Raw genomic sequence first — 15,304 nt, 5'->3', positions numbered from 1 at the left:
ACCTCTATATCAAAATCTGGCCGCTCTGTAGACAACGAGGAGTCCATAGATGAAATGCAAGTACAGCATCGGGAGCAGGATAACCATGAAAAAAAGCAGCATAGCATCCACATTCATTTCCTCGCTCTCCGATTCCTCTATATCCACGATGCGCGCATCGATATATATATCTTTGATTAGGGGCAGATCTCTGTATCTGGCAAGCCTTCTAATTTCAAACACCTCCTGAACAAGCTCTTGTAATTGCTCGGAGGTGGCGTCCCGCACCCGGCCAGTGAGCTCGGCTGTCATCTGTCCGTTCTTCTCTTTATTTAACTCGACGGCCTGCTCGGCATCCACCACGACAACAACACCCTCATCACCGCGAAACCCGACATAAAACCATCCGGTAGGAGTTTCCTCGCCTACCTTGATCCCCTTCTTATGCAGGGACTGATAGGAGTCAAACTCCATCCGCTCGACTCCCTGCCCGTCCTTTCTCCTGTACTCGTATAAACCAAGGGCCGAAGCCTTGGTGAGCGTGAATGGATCAAGGTGGTTTCCTGCCTTCAACTGATCTTGGGGATCAGTAGCTACGTTTTCGGTCATTTGCCCCCTGACTTGTTTCTTAACCCCTTCCCATACTGTATAGCCTGTATTTTGGAAAAAAGAATGATTCATCATCAGATGCATCCCGATGATCAGGATCAGACAAACGGCAAGCCTGATCTTCGGCGCAACCAGATAGACGATCCTCCATCTTTCTTTCTTACCCCCGCTGTAGTCCAACTGCTCTCTAAGCTTTCGCAGCTCCGGCTCCAGTCCAGGGTCCCGCTGCTTGCGTATGGCTTGGGTCCGCTTCTTCCGGCATTCTGCCAGAAGAACAACCGCTGTCATATCATACGGGTTGCTTTCAAGCACCTGCTCTAGGCAAAGGATAGCCTGCTCCGTATACCCCAGCTTCATGTAGCTCTGAGCGAGCAGGCAGCGAATAGCCGTGTTCTCCGGCATCCGGGACAAAATAAATTGGCACTCCCGGACCGCCTCGTCATAAAGGTCCTGCTTATACCAGATTCGCGCCCGGTACAGGTACCCGTCCATCTCATCCGGATACCCGGCAATGAGCTGGGTGCAGGCATCGAGCGCAAGATCAAAGTTTCCCGTACGCTCGTAATACTCCGCCTGAAGCCGAAGAAGATCCGGATCTTTAGAATAGATAGAGTACGCTTCATCCAGATACTCTTCCGCAGCCTCCAGCTCGTCCTCCAGGAGCGCCTGTAAAGCCAATTCGCGCAGTCGCAGAAAAGCATCGTAGTCCACCTTGTCCTCTGAGTCAAAGAAAGGAAATCTAAGCCCCGGCGACCTGACTTGAATAGTCAGGTGTTTGATAAACTCTTCCGTTAACGGTTCGGCGAAGGCCATATCCTCGCTAATCCGTTCCCGCCAGTTGAAATTGCTATCCAGTATCCTCCACACTTCAGACGGCAGCTGGTCATGATCCTGCAAGAAATGAATCAGCCGCCTGCTAAGCAATTCCCTGTGCTCCACATTCCAGATCAAATCAGAACTCAACAGCTCCGTCCAGCGTTTCACGTCGATGCGCGCGAAATAATCTTGGTACACCGCCTCCGCTTGCTTCATGAAACGGTCCACCGGGTGTTTGTCAGGCGCAAAGTCGCCTTGCTGTTCCCATACGACCAGCCTTGGAGTGTGTGACTCTTCCTCCTGCTCGTCGCCCTGTTCCGTTAATATAAGCCTCGGAATATGCAGTTCTTCCTCCTGCTCGTCCGTATCTTCATACCTATTGTTATCCTGGTCCGTGCCATCATCGAGCCAGCCATCACCGGATTCCTGGCGCTGAGACTGCTTGGCAAGTCTAAGCGCTTCGTCGTAAGCCTCCCTTAACTGCTGGTAGCCCTGCGGATCATCCTCGGGATGATGGTGCTTAAGCTGTCGAGCATAGGCTCGTTTTATTTGTTTCTCATCCTGCGTAGGCTCAATAGCGAGCCGTTCCCATATCATCACTAGTAATCAAGCCACCTCTCGAAGTGCAGCAGCTGTTTCTTGAATTCGGAAGCGGCTTTTTGGATCACCCGCTCGTTTTGCGTCGCCAGCGCTTGTTCGAACTGGCTCAGGTAAAATCCGATTTGGTCCCTCTTCTCTCCGAGCGCTTCCTCGTACAACCGTTCCCCCTTGGCAACCAGCAGCCGGTTTTCCGTCCTCTCACGAGGATGAATTTTGATATCTCTCAGCTCCAGCAGACGGGCCTCGATCTCTGCCGGGCTTAGCACGCCCGGATTTTTCTCGATAATCTGCTTCATTTTTTCCCCTGTGGTGACCGTGGTTACCTCGACTTCCAGAATGCCATTGATATCATAGGTGTACCTTACATCGATCGGCTGGTTGCCGGCCAAATCAGGCGGCACCTCAACCACGAATCCTCCAATGCGGATATTATTCTCAACCCGGCGGCTCTCTCCCTGGAAGACCTCAACAGATATTTTTGTTTGTTGGTCACTGACCGTGTAGAAACGCTCGACCTTGCTGACCGGAATCGGTGTATTTCGCTCAATAATCGGACTGTAATGGCCGTCTTCATAACGGTCCCCGATCTTTTTGACTGTTTCTATCCCGAGTGTATAGGGACATACATCGGTCAGCACCACTTCCCTCAGCGCCTCATTTCGTTCCTTGAGCGCGACTTGGATAGCCGCTCCCAATGCCACCGCCTCATCGGGATTAATCTGCGAGAAAGGCAGTCGTCCTAGCATCTTGCTCACGACCGACTTGATGATCGGCATTCGTGTAGCACCGCCGACTAGAATAATGGCATCCAATTCCGAAGGCGCCAGTGAGGCATCCCGCAAGGCCCGCTCAATCGGATGACGCAAACGGAGCATAAGCTGACTGCAAATTTTCTCGAATTGTTGCCGGTCCACACTTAATTCCGCCTGCTTGTCTCCTTCCGTAAAGCTCATGTGTCCGACAGTCTCTGTGCCCAGAGCCCTCTTGCACAGCTCCGCTTGCTTGAAGAGCGCCGAACGCGCCTTATAATCGAGTTCCTGGATATCGATGCCATGGGTTTCGGTAAAATAGGAGACCAGTTGATTGGTGAAATCCTCCCCGCCCAGATAGTTGTCTCCAGCGATGGATTTGACCTCCATCACCCCTTCGAAAAACTCCAGGATCGACACATCGAACGTACCGCCTCCCAGGTCGAAGACGAGAAACTTCGTATCCGACTGCTCCTGATGCAGCCCGTACGCAATTGCCGCCGCCGTCGGCTCACTGATCAGCCGCTCGACCTTCAGTCCTGCAATTTCCGCCGCCTGCTTTGTCGCCTTCCGCTGGGTATCATTGAAATAAGCCGGTACGCTGATGACCGCCTCGGTCACTTCTTCCCCGAAGAAAGCTTCCGCATCGGCCTTGAGCGACTTGATCACAAACGAGGACAACTCCTCCGGCGTAAAGGCATGTTGAGCCAGACGGAACACTTTCTCCGTTCCCATATAGCGCTTAAAGACAGCCACTGACCGGTCGGGATGCGTAATCAGCCGTTCTTTGGCAATCTGCCCGACCAGAATATCGCCATTCTCATCGATGCTAATGACCGATGGAGTGAGTCGTTCGCCCAGTACGTTCGGAATAATAGCCGGCCCATTGTCGGTCCAATACGCCACGAGACTATTCGAAGTCCCTAAATCAATCCCTATCATGGTCATAAAAATTCTCTCCGCTTTGTCATATATTTTGTTTTCGTGCCTGTCACGAATCTATTTATCGGCAAACCGTCTGTAAATCTTTATCATTTGTAACAACTACTTGAACTTATCTATCTATGAAAAACCGCAATTTTCACTCGATTGGCCTCTATCAGAGATTAATAGTGATCAAGAAACATCAACCAGTAATCTTGTGTGTAAAGAAAAAAATGACATCCAAACTGTTGTCAGTTTGAATGTCATTTTTAAATCCCCTACTCTGCACCTCTTAGGGGAACCCGTTATGGCGTAGACTTAAAGTAATCCGACCAAGCGCAACCCGTGCCAAATGCCGTCATCGGTTACGTCGCGAGTCACGTACTTTGCGGCCTGCTTGACGACATCCGGCGCATTGCCCATGGCAACGCTGTGATGCACATACTCGAGCATTTCGATATCGTTCAAACCGTCGCCGAACGCGTAAACGTCTTCCTGCCGAAAGCCGGCTTTCTCGATAACCGCTTGTATGCCCCTCGCTTTCGATCCGCCCGGCGGGATGATATCGCTTCCGTAACGATGCCACCGATTATACACGAACTCCGGGAAACGCTCTTTGTAATAGTGCTCATGCTCTTCCGTGCAGCATAACAGGCATTGAAAAATGTCACGGCCTTTATAATAATCGCCGTCCTTTGCAGGCAGACGAATCATCTCGTTCTCGCTTGCGGTCGACTCGTAAGCGTTATCCGAGTCGCTTGTGCGCATTCCGTCCGGCGCCATATAAACGATTGGATGACGGTTGGCTACAGCAGCTACCGCAAGCTCGTGAAGGCGATCCGGGTCAAGCGTAAGGCTATGAAGCACTTCGCCTTTGTAGACGACGTAAGAGCCGTTGAAGCTGATCGAAGAGGCTATACCAAGCGAATCCATAATATCGCGGCTCATAAAAGGACCTCTGCCGGTTGCAATGATCAGCTCATGCCCCGCCTCCTTCAGCTGTTCGACAGCTTGCCTCGTCGAGGGCGGGATTTGCTTCTCGTGGTCGAGCAGCGTGCCGTCAATATCGAAGAAAATAAGTTTTCTAGGCATTGGCGTTCTCCATTTCATCGTCCAAGGATAACGCCATTATACCATATATTAAGCGACCCATAGCATCATAAGGCTTGGCGTACCGCCTCCGCCGGCGTAAACCGTTCCCGCTTCTTGAGCCGTTTGCATTGCTGGACGGCCAATAAGTGCCGTCTGCGCAATAGCTGCCGCTGCCGTCGCGTCGTCCGCTCGTGTGTCCAGCATCCGTAACAAGCCTTCAATATCGGCCGCCTGATAAGCGGAAGCGAGCGCGCGCACCGTCGCCTTAGCCTCTTCTATTTGCCGAGGCTGCTCTTCGCGGAGCAGCTCCTGCCTGACCTCGGCAAGCGACTTTCGCGCCCGAAATAACGCTGCTTTCACCGCGCCCGGCGTTATGGCGAGCTTCTCCGACGTTTCCTCTGTCGTATAGCCGAATAGATCCCGCAGTAGAAAAGAGGCCAACTGCTGCCGGGATAGATGCCGCAGCAGCGACTGGAACATCGCTTCGATATTTGCAATGCCGTCAACGCGGAACGCGTCCGCCTCCAGGTCCATCCGATCCGGTAACCGTGTTAGCCGGCTTTCTCTTCTTCGCCAGTCAATCCAGCTGTTTTTCGCAATCCGATACATGAAGGCTTCCGCATTAGGATGCCCCTGCCCCTCGAAACTAAGCTTCGGACGCGATTTTATCCATGTATCCTGAGCCAAGTCGTCCGCTTCCCACTCCGAGCCGGTGAGACGCAAACAATAAGCGCGAACGGCCTTATGCAATCTCGCTTCCCTTTCCTCGAACTTTTCGGAAGCTGGCTGCGAACGTTTCAATGTCGGCGTCAACGCGCATCCCTCCTTTTTTATTCAACGAATAAGCATCGGCAAAAGATACGATTTTTACGAAAAAAAATATTTACCCACGCCGCGTATCCTGCAGCCTTTCGCATTCGTTTACTTGGCGTAACAACCAACAACGGATACGGGAGGTTTTTCACAGATGACCAATTTTATTCCCTATGTGGTGGAACAGACGAAACAAGGCGAACGCTCCTACGACATTTATTCCCGCCTGCTCAAGGACCGCATTGTCTTTCTAGGCACCGAAATTGACGATCAAAGCGCCAACAGCATTATTGCCCAGCTGCTGTTTCTGACGGCGGAAGATCCCGAGAAACCGATTACGCTTTATATTAACAGTCCGGGCGGATCGACGACAGCGGGCTTTGCCATCTACGATACGATGCAATACATCGCCCCTGCCGTGCATACAGTATGCCTCGGCTTCGCCGCATCCTATGCCGCTATTTTACTGCTTGCCGGCGAAAAAGGCCACCGATATGCGCTCCCCAACAGCGAAATTATGATTCAAGCCGCATGGAGGAACGAGAGGCCAAGCTTCGGACATTGCGATCAGCGCCAAACGCATTCTCGATACGCGCGAGCGCTTGAACCGGATCGCCGCCGAGCGCACCGGCCAGCCGGTCGAACGGATTGCGAAGGATTCCGACCGCGATTACTTCATGTCATCTGAAGAAGCGCTTGCATACGGCATTATCGACAAGGTGATTACGAAGCTGTAATCAACCGCTGCTGGTATTCACGAGACAATGATATAACTAAACTGCACGCAAAAAAAAACGGCGGCGCCAGGCTGATTGCCTTGACGCCGCCGTTTTCTTGTCTGCATGCTTCCGGTTAAACTCGCGGACGCAGCAATTCTCTTTTCTCGCCGAATACGCGCATTTCGAGATCTTCAATGCGGCGCTTAATCATAAATTGATCGTAAGACTCCTTGTTTTTCAGCAGCTCCATATGAATGGCCGCCAAATCCGCCTCGTACTTATGCACCAAATCCTGCATGCGGGCATAATCCTTTATAATGTCATCGAGGAAATCGTCGACCTCGTCGGGATCGTAGCCTCGCAATTTTTTGCCGAATTGCTTGCTGTGTACCGTATTTGCGTTTAGCGTAATGCCGTAATTCGATAATTCGCTCATGTGCTGCCCCTTTCAAAAACCTGTCGAAATGAAAACGAAAAAATTGTCGCTTATTCTTCTATCATACTTTGTTTTAAGCCGTTTTGCCAATGGGAACGCCCCGGTCCCGCTTTCTCAGCTTCAGCAGCTCCGGAATGGCGATGCCGAACAGCACCAGCAAAACGCCGAACCATTGCAGGCCCGATACGTTCTCATGCAGCACGAATGAAGACAGCAAGACGGCTACTGGGAGCTCTACCGCGCCGAGAATGCTTGCCATCCCTTCTCCGATATGAGGAATGCCGTATGCATAAAGCAGTGGCGGAATAAAAGCGCCGAAAAAGCCGAGCAGCAGGCCGAACCACACGAGACCCTCCCATAACAGTCCGTTTAGTAAAAAGTGCGGGGGGAACACGATGAACAAGAATAGGACTGCCCCGGTGCTCATCCACGCGCTGCGGTAAGCCGGATTCGCTTGCGGAACCGCTTTGCCGCTGAACATAATCATCAGCGAGTAGCTGATGGCCGATAATAAGCCCAAGCCCATGCCAACCGGATGGAACACAGTGCCGTTCGACTCGAGTACACCTGCCGCGAGCCCCGTACCGCCCAGCAAGACAGCCAGCGACAGCAGTACCGAAGCGCCAGGACGCTTGCGCGTAAATGCCGACTGCAGGACGACGCCAATCCAGGTGAATTGGAACAGCATAATAATGGCCAGCGAAGCGGGTATATAATTCAACGACTTATAATATAAAAGACCTGTTATCGCGATCGGCGTGCCAGCGAGCATAAGCAGCAGCTTTTGCTTCCAGCTCAGCTTCGCCTGTCTTTCGCGGTCATTTCCTTTGACTTGCGGATCCGTCGCGGTCGTAACAGTTCCGCGTTTCCGTTTACTCTCTCTCAGCCGGACGAAGCCCGCGAACAGCCACGCCAGCAAAAAACCGCACAGCAGCTGGCTGCCGGTCACCTCTCCAAGCTTATAACCCCGATCATAGGCATGCACAACGATTGTAGACAAAATGCCGTAGCTCATCGCACCCGCCAATACGGAAATCCAGTATTTCATGCTGTCTCCTCCTCAATCTGCTAACGCAAAAAAACCTAACCATGAATATAATGACTATCAGCAGCGGACAGTACTCTATATTCGCAGTTAGGAAGTTAAGGCTTCCTGTAGAACCCTCGCCCTTCGAGCTTTTCGATATGCGAGGCTATACGAAATCAACCATATGCAATTGAACAACAGGACATATATTACATGACGGGTAAGCTAGTGTCAATCCCATTTCAGCCCATTATTCGAATCGAAAAATTAAAGCGTCAATGCGTTAAAGCGAGAACTTGCAGCATTCGGAATGGTTCGTATACAATGCTCCTTAATCAATCGTTATTCGAATAGCATTGACAGGCAGCGAAGGAGAGAGTAAGCGGATTTTATGACTGACAGGAACGGCGCGCCACCGACTGAGAGCCGCCGAGTGCCATGATCCGCCGAAGTTCACTCCAGAGCCGGAACTTGATCGCCCATGCGGCGTTAGGGCTTCCCGTAACCTCTGCGTTAAAGAGTCAAAGTGAGATTGGCATCCGTCTTAGAGCTCGAGACTGGCCGGTCTAATTAGGGTGGTACCACGACTTCTCGTCCCTTTGCGGATGAGGAGTCTTTTTTATGTTGCGGGAATACGAAACAAACAATGCGAGTGCATTGTACAAAAAAAGGAGCGATTGCGATGGGTTACGATCATTTGCTGGTCAGCCGGGGAAAACAAAAAGAAAATACGGAAATTAAACTGGGAGACACCAATATTGGCGGCGGCACTCCCGTTATGGTAGCTGGTCCCTGCTCGGTCGAAAGCTACGAGCAAGTGCGCGAGGTAGCTGCGGCATTGAAGCAGGCCGGCGTCGGCGTGCTGCGCGGCGGCGCGTTCAAACCTCGCACCTCCCCTTATGATTTCCAAGGGCTGGGCCTTGACGGTCTGAAAATATTGAAAGAGGTCGCAGATGAATTCGGGCTGAAAACGATTAGCGAAATCGTCGATCCTGCCCACTTGGAATTGGCGGGCGACTATATCGATGTCATTCAAATCGGCGCGCGAAACATGCATAACTTCGAGCTGCTGAAGCAAGCTGGAAAGCTTTCGACGCCCGTGCTGCTCAAGCGCGGCTTGGCAGCTACGCTGGATGAGTTCCTGCATGCGGCGGAATACATTTTGTACGGCGGCAACAAGCAGGTTATGCTGATCGAACGCGGCATCCGTACTTACGAGCGTGCGACTCGCAATACGCTCGATATTTCGGCCGTTCCGCTGCTCAAGCTGGAGACGCACCTGCCGGTACTGGTCGACGTCACTCATTCAACGGGACGCAAAGAAATTATGGCGCCTTGCGCCAAAGCGGCGCTGGCGGCCGGTGCTGACGGCGTTATGGTCGAGGTGCATCCGGACCCTGCCGTGGCGCTGTCCGATGCGGCCCAGCAGCTTAACCTTGAAGAGTTCCGCCGCTTCCATGATGAAGTGCAGCGCTCCGGGCTGCTGCGGCCAGCCGCAGAACTGGCTACAGCTTCTTATAATCCGATTTCATAATTTTCAATACGAGTCCCGCCCAATCCGGGTTGGCCGGACAATATTTTTTGGCCACCTTCGGAACGGTTGTATAGCCTTTCTTGACATAATTTTTCTCGAGAAGCTGTCCGAACTTCCGGACGCTGTCCCCTTTTGTTTCGAAGCTGAACGCCCGGGCGTGCGCATTGCTGCCCGTCGCGTTCAGCCCGAACAAATTGTTTTTGTTTCGGGCCAGCTTGCTTTTGCCATTGCCGCTTTCCAGCTTCATGACGGCGATCGTAAAATAAGCGTTAATGCCATATTCCTCTTCAACATCGAGAATAGCTTCTTCCAGACCATGTCCAGCAAGCGCCGTATTTTTCAGAATAGCCGCAACATGTTCGCGAGTCAGGCCGGAATCGCTGCTTATATCGCCTGTAGGTTTAACCGGCTCCTCCGAAGCAGGCGGCTGGTCGGGCATCCGATCGATAAAATCTTGCAGCGTCAATGCATCCGGAATATCCGCTCGCTCTGCAGGCGGGTTTTGTTGATCGCCGGAATTGACTGATGCCGCAGCTGCATTTTGTGTGGGCTGCGCCGCATCAGACGACGGGCCAGGCGGTACTGTCGGAACCGCATACTTGCCGTGCACAAAACCTTTATCCTTCAACTTTAGCCAACCGTTGGCAAGCGCCTCCGCCACTTGCAGCACGTCATTCTGCTCCGCGACCTCCAAAATGCCGGAATCGGCGTTGGGCTCCGACCTCACATTCAAATAATGAGCGGTAACCCGATAAGCGATAACTTCCGGTTTGAGTTCTGGCGCCGGGCTGCTTTCCTCCAATCCCGAATCCGATTCAAGTCCTTCATCAGTCCCCGTTGGTTCCGTGTAAGAACCTTCGTCTGACGCACTTTCCGAGCCGGAGAAACCGGCTATATGTACGGATCTTTCGTTTAGCTCCTTGAGCGTCGCTTCTGACTGCCTTTCTATTAATCCCGTTAATAAAGCTTCCGAATCATCGGCGGGCAGCAACTCCTCCTGCTGCTCAACTAGCGTCGCCGGTGCTGCCAATGCAGATGTGTTCGTTCTATCGTTACGATTATCGAATTTCATCCCCAAAGTTATGAGCAATGCCGCGCAAAGAATAAACACAAAAGCCTTGCGGCTCCAATGGTTTCGCATGCGTCCATCTCTCCCTTCATCGACTTGCGATATGGATAGATTGTACACATGCGATTTTGAAAAGCGTGTCAAACATTGCGTGCCCTAAATCAGCTATAAATGTCGAGAAAAGCGCAATATGAGTTTTTTTAACCGAAAAGAGCCGCGTCCTCTACTTCTATAGTAGAGTCCACTAATAGGATCGTCCGAAAAAAAATCGGCACCCCGTCGGGAGTGCCGAGCCAAAGAGTCTATCTCCGGCAATCTTCTAACAAAATGCGTCAATGTCGGTTTATTAAAATCATTAGAAAATTTTAATTCATATCCGCGTGTTGACCGTTACTCGATATCGAAATCGAAGTACGTTTTCGGAAACGGTTCGTTTTCCAGCGTAAAATGCCACCATTCCTTGCTGTAAGGCTTAAAGCCGTATTTGACCATCGTATCCTTCAGCAGCTTGCGATTTGCCGCCTGCTCCTTCGTAATAAGCGAAGTGCCTTCGTTCGAGATCGGATCGAGCATGTCAAAGCCGCTGCCCATATCGACGTCTTCGCCCGTATCCGCATGAACGATAGACAGATCGACCGTGCTTCCGCGAGAATGACCGGACCGCGACGAGATATAGCCCTTTTTGAACAGCAGCTCTTTCTCGATATTGGGATAATAATCTTCTTTCCGTTCTTCGCCGCCGCTTGCTTTGGACCAGCTCACAAACTGCTTAACCGCCTTCGCCGGCCGATAACTATCGTAAATTTTGAAACGATAGCCCTTCTCCTCCAGCTCCACGCTTGCTTTCTTAAGGGCGAGAGCCGCTTTTTCCGATAAAATCGCGATTGGAGCCTTATACCCGTCAACAGCTTCACCCGTAAAGTTATTATCGGTAAAATAGCGAAGCTCCGTCTCAATCGACGGGATAATTTCGTCTACATATACAAAGCCTTTCGGCAGCTGCCGCTGTTTAGTAACCGCAGGCTTCTCATCCGTCTCGGCAGGGTCTGCCGGTTGATCGGACGGGACGCTAGGCATTTCTGTTGCTGTTGCGGGATCGTTCTCCTGCGGCTCATCCCGATCATCATCCGGCTGCTCAGCATGCTCCCCGCTGTCGGGGGCAGGCAGCTCCGAGGTCTGAGGAACGATGGGAGTGGCAAGTATGGCATCTTCCTGTGAATTGCCGCTTGACGCCTGATCCGTCTGCCCAGCCGAACAGCCTGCGGCCGTAATGGCAAATGCGATCAGCGCGGCGGCCCATTTTATTTTTATTAAGTCGTTCATCCGCTTCTCCTTTCCTGTCCCTTGTCTACTTTAGCATTTTTTCAGGGGACGGTCACGGTGAACAACGGTTTCCTTCTCATGCTATAATAGGTTAGCCAGTGTTTGGAAAGGCGGCTCGTGCGGCCGCCGATACGGAAGAAAAGGAGGATTTGTCTTGGATATTATCGAAATCGCGGCTCATTTAATTGAAGAAGATACGGATCAGCCGAGATATCAATTTGACGAAGCCGCGCTTCAAGAGCTTATGAACAGCATAGATGAGCTTGGACTGCTTTCGCCCATAAAAGTAAGAACGACGGACGGCGGGCGATATAAAATCATTTACGGCAACCGGCGCTATAAAGCATGCATGAAGCTGGGCCGCAAGACGATTCCGTGCATCGTCTCGAACGCGACGGACGAAATGGAAATTTACTTGGAGCAAATCGCGGAAAACTTGACGCGCGAAGGCTTTTCTCCGATCGAGGAGGCCGAAGCGTTTCACAAGCTGCTTCACGACCCGAAATTCAGCAGCTCTGTGAAATTTTTATCCAGCAAGCTCGGCAAGCCCGAATCCTATATTAAAAATAAGCTGGAGTTGCTTCAATTCAGCAACGCGGTCAAAAAATTGATCGTCAGCGGTACGGAAATTCGCAAGGACAAGCTGACGGAGGATCAGCTGCTGCCGCTGAAGGATTTGCCGATGGAGCATCGCGATCCGCTCGCGCTTATCGTGGCAAGAGACGAAATGCCAGTCAGCGATGTCAAAAAAATCGCCAAGCTATTCAAAGACAAGGAGCTGTCCGCATCCACGAAGGACAAGCTGCTGTACAAAAACGGCCCTGCCCTGCTGGAAACGTATTTTACGATCCAGCATAACCGCAAAGAGAAAGAAAAAGAAAAGGCAGCCGAACCGAAGCCGAAACCCGCGCCTCGGGCAGCAGCCGAAGAGGCCCGCCCCGCTGACGAAGGGAAGCAAGCCTCCAGCGTTGACCATGCGGCGAATTCCCCGTCCGCGCCTCCTCCCGCGGAAATCGCTTTGCAGCGGCTGGCAGCGCTGGTCGCTTCTGCAGCCCCGCTCGATCCGGCCATGATCGACTCGCTGCGATCGTCGTTTCAAAACGAAGCCGATCGTTCCGCTTTTTTGAACGAGTTGGACAACCTGCTGGCTCGGTTGCACAGTCAGGTTGACGATTGGACAGCAATGAAGCAAAAGCTTACGGCGGAAAGCGCCGCCTCGACTTCCTAGTACTAAATAAAACGGTGTGCCGGCTCTATACGAGCTGGCGTACCGTTTTTTAATTGTTAGCGGCGCGAGGCGCGTCCGGATCGATCCCCTTCGTCTCAAGGCCAAACCGCCATACGGTAAACGCTCCTACCACAATGGCGATAAAGAACACAATGAAAACAGTCGCGAGAGCGACTCCTCTGGCGACCATCATGCCGACCAGATAGGGGCCGATCACGCCTCCGACACGGCCGAATGCGGCAGCGAAGCCTACTCCCGTCGATCGAACGGCGGTCGGATACAGCTCCGGCGTATAGGCATACATGGCTCCCCAAGCTCCGAGGTTAAAAAACGATAGCGCGATACCGGCTGCCAACAGCATCCCTTCCGTACCGGCGTTGCCAAACCAGATGGCGCTGACCGCTGTCATAAGCAAATAGGAAACAAGCACAAATTTGCGGCCGAACTTCTCGATGAAATACGCAGCCGTAAAATAACCGGGCAATTGGGCCAGCGTAATGATAAAGACATACTGAAAGCTTTTAACGAGTCCGAAACCTTTCAGCACCATAACGGTCGGCAGCCACAGAAACATGCCGTAATACGAAAAGACGACAGTGAACCATAAAATCCATAGTGTGATCGTCGACCGCCGATACGGAGCCGACCATACGGAAGCGACCCGCTCTTTGAAACTTGGCTTTGTTCCTCTCTGCGCGACATAACGCGGCGAGTCCTCGATTGCTCGGCGCAAATAAATCGCATATAAAGCAGGCAATGCCCCAATGGCGAATGCCATTCTCCAGCCAAACGCTGGAATGACGAAATAGGCAATCAAGGCGGCGAGTATCCAGCCTCCCGCCCAAAAGCTTTCAAGCAGCACAATGGCCCTTCCTCTGTCCTTCGCCGGAACCGACTCGGACACCAGAGTCGAAGCGACCGGAAGCTCGCCTCCCAGTCCGAAGCCCGCGACGAACCGCAGGATACACAGAAGCGTAAAGCTGGTAGCAAGCGCAGACAGCCCGCTCGCAACCGAGAACAACAACAGCGTCCACAGCAGGACGGCGCGTCGTCCGTACTGGTCTGCCAGCGCTCCGGCTGCGGCAGCACCGAACGCCATGCCGACCGAATTGGTTGCCGTCAACAAACCGACTTGCTCCGCACCAAGCCCCCAATCTACGCTTAGCGCCGCTACGATAAAAGAGACTAAGCCCACGTCCATCGCATCGAACAGCCAGCTTAAGCCAGCGCTAAGCAGCAGCTTCCGATGCTTCGGATTTTGAAACAGCTCGATCACCGACGACTCGCTCATGCCTTTCCCTCCCGTTCGCTGCACTTATATTTATTTCCTTTCCTGCTCAAAATCGTAACCAGAATGGCTCTACACAATTTGAACCTTTTTCCTAACGTTCCCTGGAGCTTCCTATCTTATGTAGTCCCATAGAGACTATAAAGAAAGCCCTTTGGTACAGTTCGCTGTGTGCAACGACAGTACCAGAGGGCTTATCAGGATAGTGTATTTTTGTGAATCAGCTTGCTCAACCTGTCTGGATAGTCGGTATGAATACCGTCGACTCCCCAGTGCATAGCCTTTTCCATATTTTCGGAGTAATTAACGGTATAAGCGAAAACCGCAAGCCCCTTCGATTTCATTTTGCGAATATAGGCTGGATTGATTTGCTGATAATTAAGGCCGATACCGTCGGCATACTCGCCAATTTCTTTGATCGCTTTGCGGCTTATGAAGGCAGGGGTGTTGTACCACAGCAGTTGGTGGAGCTCGATATCTCCGTTCAACCGTCGAATTTGCCTAAGACTGCCGCTGCTGAACGACTGGACGGCGACACGTTCGTTTAATCCGTATTCCGCGATGAGCCCAACCAGCTTCTCCTCAAGCCCGAGAGCGGATTGTGTTGCTTTCGTCTCCAGCATATATCGGGTCGAGCCCCCGAACGTTTCGAATACCTCGCGCAGCGTCGGTATCGTTTCTTCTGCAAATTCGGTTTTTGCATAGTTGGGATGCTTATTGTTGAACCAGGAGCCTGCGTCGAGCTTTTTTAAGTCAGAAACCGTCATAAGGGCAACTTCGCCCTGACCGTCCGTCGTTCTGTCGACGGTATCGTCGTGCATCGCGATTAGTTCGCCGTCTTTCGTAAGCTGCACATCGATTTCGATATAGTCGGCTCCCGACGCGATGCCCATCCGATAGGCCGACAACGTATGCTCCGGCGCGTAACCGGAAGCCCCTCGATGGGCAACCGTCGCCACGTGCCCCGATGCTGCGGAGAATGCGTAGTGCGAGAGCGGATTGCCCGTCAGCGACAGTAGAACAAACGCCGCAACTGCAGCCGTAACAGCGCGAAAACCAAAACGCCGCAGCAAAGTAGCAATCATTGTGCGCATTGCG

At 52.2% G+C, this 15,304-nt stretch carries 11 protein-coding genes and 2 pseudogenes; 3 read left to right on the top strand and 10 right to left on the bottom strand.

Translation table 11 applies throughout. From position 1 onward, the window contains the following. Nucleotides 1-9: 9 nt before the first annotated feature. The 4 genes from ACFVTB_RS00920 to ACFVTB_RS00905 all read right to left on the bottom strand — a co-directional run bounded on the left by ACFVTB_RS00920 (nucleotide 10) and on the right by ACFVTB_RS00905 (nucleotide 5,582). The gene (locus ACFVTB_RS00920) at nucleotides 10-2,001 is read right to left on the bottom strand and encodes a tetratricopeptide repeat protein (RefSeq protein WP_387744883.1); all 1,992 of its coding nucleotides are present in this window, start codon (nucleotides 1,999-2,001) and stop codon (nucleotides 10-12) included. 2 nt (nucleotides 2,002-2,003) lie between these two features. Then, nucleotides 2,004-3,701, bottom strand: a complete 1,698-nt coding sequence (locus ACFVTB_RS00915) for a molecular chaperone HscC (RefSeq protein ID WP_387743782.1) — start codon at nucleotides 3,699-3,701, stop codon at nucleotides 2,004-2,006. Between the two features lie 294 nt (nucleotides 3,702-3,995). Next, the gene (locus ACFVTB_RS00910; protein ID WP_387743778.1) at nucleotides 3,996-4,769 is read right to left on the bottom strand and encodes a Cof-type HAD-IIB family hydrolase; all 774 of its coding nucleotides are present in this window, start codon (nucleotides 4,767-4,769) and stop codon (nucleotides 3,996-3,998) included. Nucleotides 4,770-4,817: 48 nt separating this feature from the next. Next, entirely contained in the window at nucleotides 4,818-5,582 is a 765-nt protein-coding gene (locus tag ACFVTB_RS00905; RefSeq protein WP_387743775.1) for an RNA polymerase sigma factor, read from the bottom strand. 154 nt (nucleotides 5,583-5,736) lie between these two features. On the opposite strand from ACFVTB_RS00905, the pseudogene ACFVTB_RS00900 reads away from it, so the two are divergent. Then, nucleotides 5,737-6,319: pseudogene (locus ACFVTB_RS00900) on the top strand (ATP-dependent Clp protease proteolytic subunit). A 115-nt stretch (nucleotides 6,320-6,434) separates the two neighbouring features. On the opposite strand, the gene ACFVTB_RS00895 reads toward ACFVTB_RS00900, so the two are convergent. Together ACFVTB_RS00895 and ACFVTB_RS00890 are read right to left on the bottom strand one after the other, a co-directional pair. Continuing rightward, nucleotides 6,435-6,737 (bottom strand): DivIVA domain-containing protein, encoded by a 303-nt coding sequence (locus tag ACFVTB_RS00895; RefSeq protein WP_387743772.1) that lies wholly within the window; start codon nucleotides 6,735-6,737, stop codon nucleotides 6,435-6,437. A gap of 73 nt (nucleotides 6,738-6,810) precedes the next feature. Further along, complete coding sequence (locus ACFVTB_RS00890) at nucleotides 6,811-7,785, bottom strand: EamA family transporter (protein ID WP_387743769.1); 975 nt, start codon at nucleotides 7,783-7,785, stop codon at nucleotides 6,811-6,813. 610 nt (nucleotides 7,786-8,395) lie between these two features. Here ACFVTB_RS00890 and ACFVTB_RS00885 point away from each other — a divergent pair. Further along, nucleotides 8,396-9,298, top strand: a pseudogene (locus ACFVTB_RS00885) (bifunctional 3-deoxy-7-phosphoheptulonate synthase/chorismate mutase); the annotation flags it as partial. Here ACFVTB_RS00885 and ACFVTB_RS00880 read toward each other — a convergent pair. Further along, nucleotides 9,270-10,439 carry a glucosaminidase domain-containing protein gene (locus ACFVTB_RS00880; RefSeq protein ID WP_387743766.1) on the bottom strand — a complete coding sequence of 390 codons (1,170 nt, stop codon included), beginning with the start codon at nucleotides 10,437-10,439 and terminating at the stop codon, nucleotides 9,270-9,272. The pseudogene ACFVTB_RS00885 and the gene ACFVTB_RS00880 overlap by 29 nt on opposite strands. A 318-nt stretch (nucleotides 10,440-10,757) precedes the next feature. Further along, nucleotides 10,758-11,690, bottom strand: a complete 933-nt coding sequence (locus ACFVTB_RS00875) for a M15 family metallopeptidase (protein ID WP_387743763.1) — start codon at nucleotides 11,688-11,690, stop codon at nucleotides 10,758-10,760. 154 nt (nucleotides 11,691-11,844) lie between these two features. Here ACFVTB_RS00875 and ACFVTB_RS00870 point away from each other — a divergent pair, with 154 nt between their 5' ends. Beyond that, nucleotides 11,845-12,918, top strand: coding sequence for a ParB/RepB/Spo0J family partition protein (locus ACFVTB_RS00870; protein ID WP_387743760.1), 1,074 nt, complete (start codon nucleotides 11,845-11,847; stop codon nucleotides 12,916-12,918). Between the two features lie 49 nt (nucleotides 12,919-12,967). Here ACFVTB_RS00870 and ACFVTB_RS00865 read toward each other — a convergent pair whose 3' ends face one another. Together ACFVTB_RS00865 and ACFVTB_RS00860 are read right to left on the bottom strand one after the other, a co-directional pair. After that, nucleotides 12,968-14,209: an MFS transporter gene (locus ACFVTB_RS00865; RefSeq protein WP_387743758.1), complete on the bottom strand. Its 1,242-nt coding sequence runs from the start codon at nucleotides 14,207-14,209 to the stop codon at nucleotides 12,968-12,970. A gap of 194 nt (nucleotides 14,210-14,403) precedes the next feature. Continuing rightward, on the bottom strand, nucleotides 14,404-15,300 hold the full coding sequence (locus ACFVTB_RS00860) for a glycerophosphodiester phosphodiesterase (protein WP_387743755.1): 897 nt from the start codon (nucleotides 15,298-15,300) through the stop codon (nucleotides 14,404-14,406). Nucleotides 15,301-15,304 lie beyond the last annotated feature (4 nt).

It is taken from the genome of Paenibacillus sp. NPDC058071 (assembly GCF_042885235.1).
Taxonomy (GTDB): Bacteria; Bacillota; Bacilli; order Paenibacillales; family Paenibacillaceae; genus Pristimantibacillus.
Note: the sequence above shows the minus strand (reverse complement) of the source record. Positions and strands in the feature narration are given on the sequence as shown.

What these genes read in the sequence shown, in the direction of transcription:
- ACFVTB_RS00920 (WP_387744883.1), bottom strand. Translation starts at nt 2,001, where the DNA reads ATGATATGGGAACGGCTCGCTATTGAGCCTACGCAGGATGAGAAACAA.
- ACFVTB_RS00915 (WP_387743782.1), bottom strand. Translation starts at nt 3,701, where the DNA reads ATGACCATGATAGGGATTGATTTAGGGACTTCGAATAGTCTCGTGGCG.
- ACFVTB_RS00910 (WP_387743778.1), bottom strand. Translation starts at nt 4,769, where the DNA reads ATGCCTAGAAAACTTATTTTCTTCGATATTGACGGCACGCTGCTCGAC.
- ACFVTB_RS00895 (WP_387743772.1), bottom strand. Translation starts at nt 6,737, where the DNA reads ATGAGCGAATTATCGAATTACGGCATTACGCTAAACGCAAATACGGTA.
- ACFVTB_RS00890 (WP_387743769.1), bottom strand. Translation starts at nt 7,785, where the DNA reads ATGAAATACTGGATTTCCGTATTGGCGGGTGCGATGAGCTACGGCATT.
- ACFVTB_RS00880 (WP_387743766.1), bottom strand. Translation starts at nt 10,439, where the DNA reads ATGCGAAACCATTGGAGCCGCAAGGCTTTTGTGTTTATTCTTTGCGCG.
- ACFVTB_RS00875 (WP_387743763.1), bottom strand. Translation starts at nt 11,690, where the DNA reads ATGAACGACTTAATAAAAATAAAATGGGCCGCCGCGCTGATCGCATTT.
- ACFVTB_RS00865 (WP_387743758.1), bottom strand. Translation starts at nt 14,209, where the DNA reads ATGAGCGAGTCGTCGGTGATCGAGCTGTTTCAAAATCCGAAGCATCGG.
- ACFVTB_RS00860 (WP_387743755.1), bottom strand. Translation starts at nt 15,300, where the DNA reads ATGCGCACAATGATTGCTACTTTGCTGCGGCGTTTTGGTTTTCGCGCT.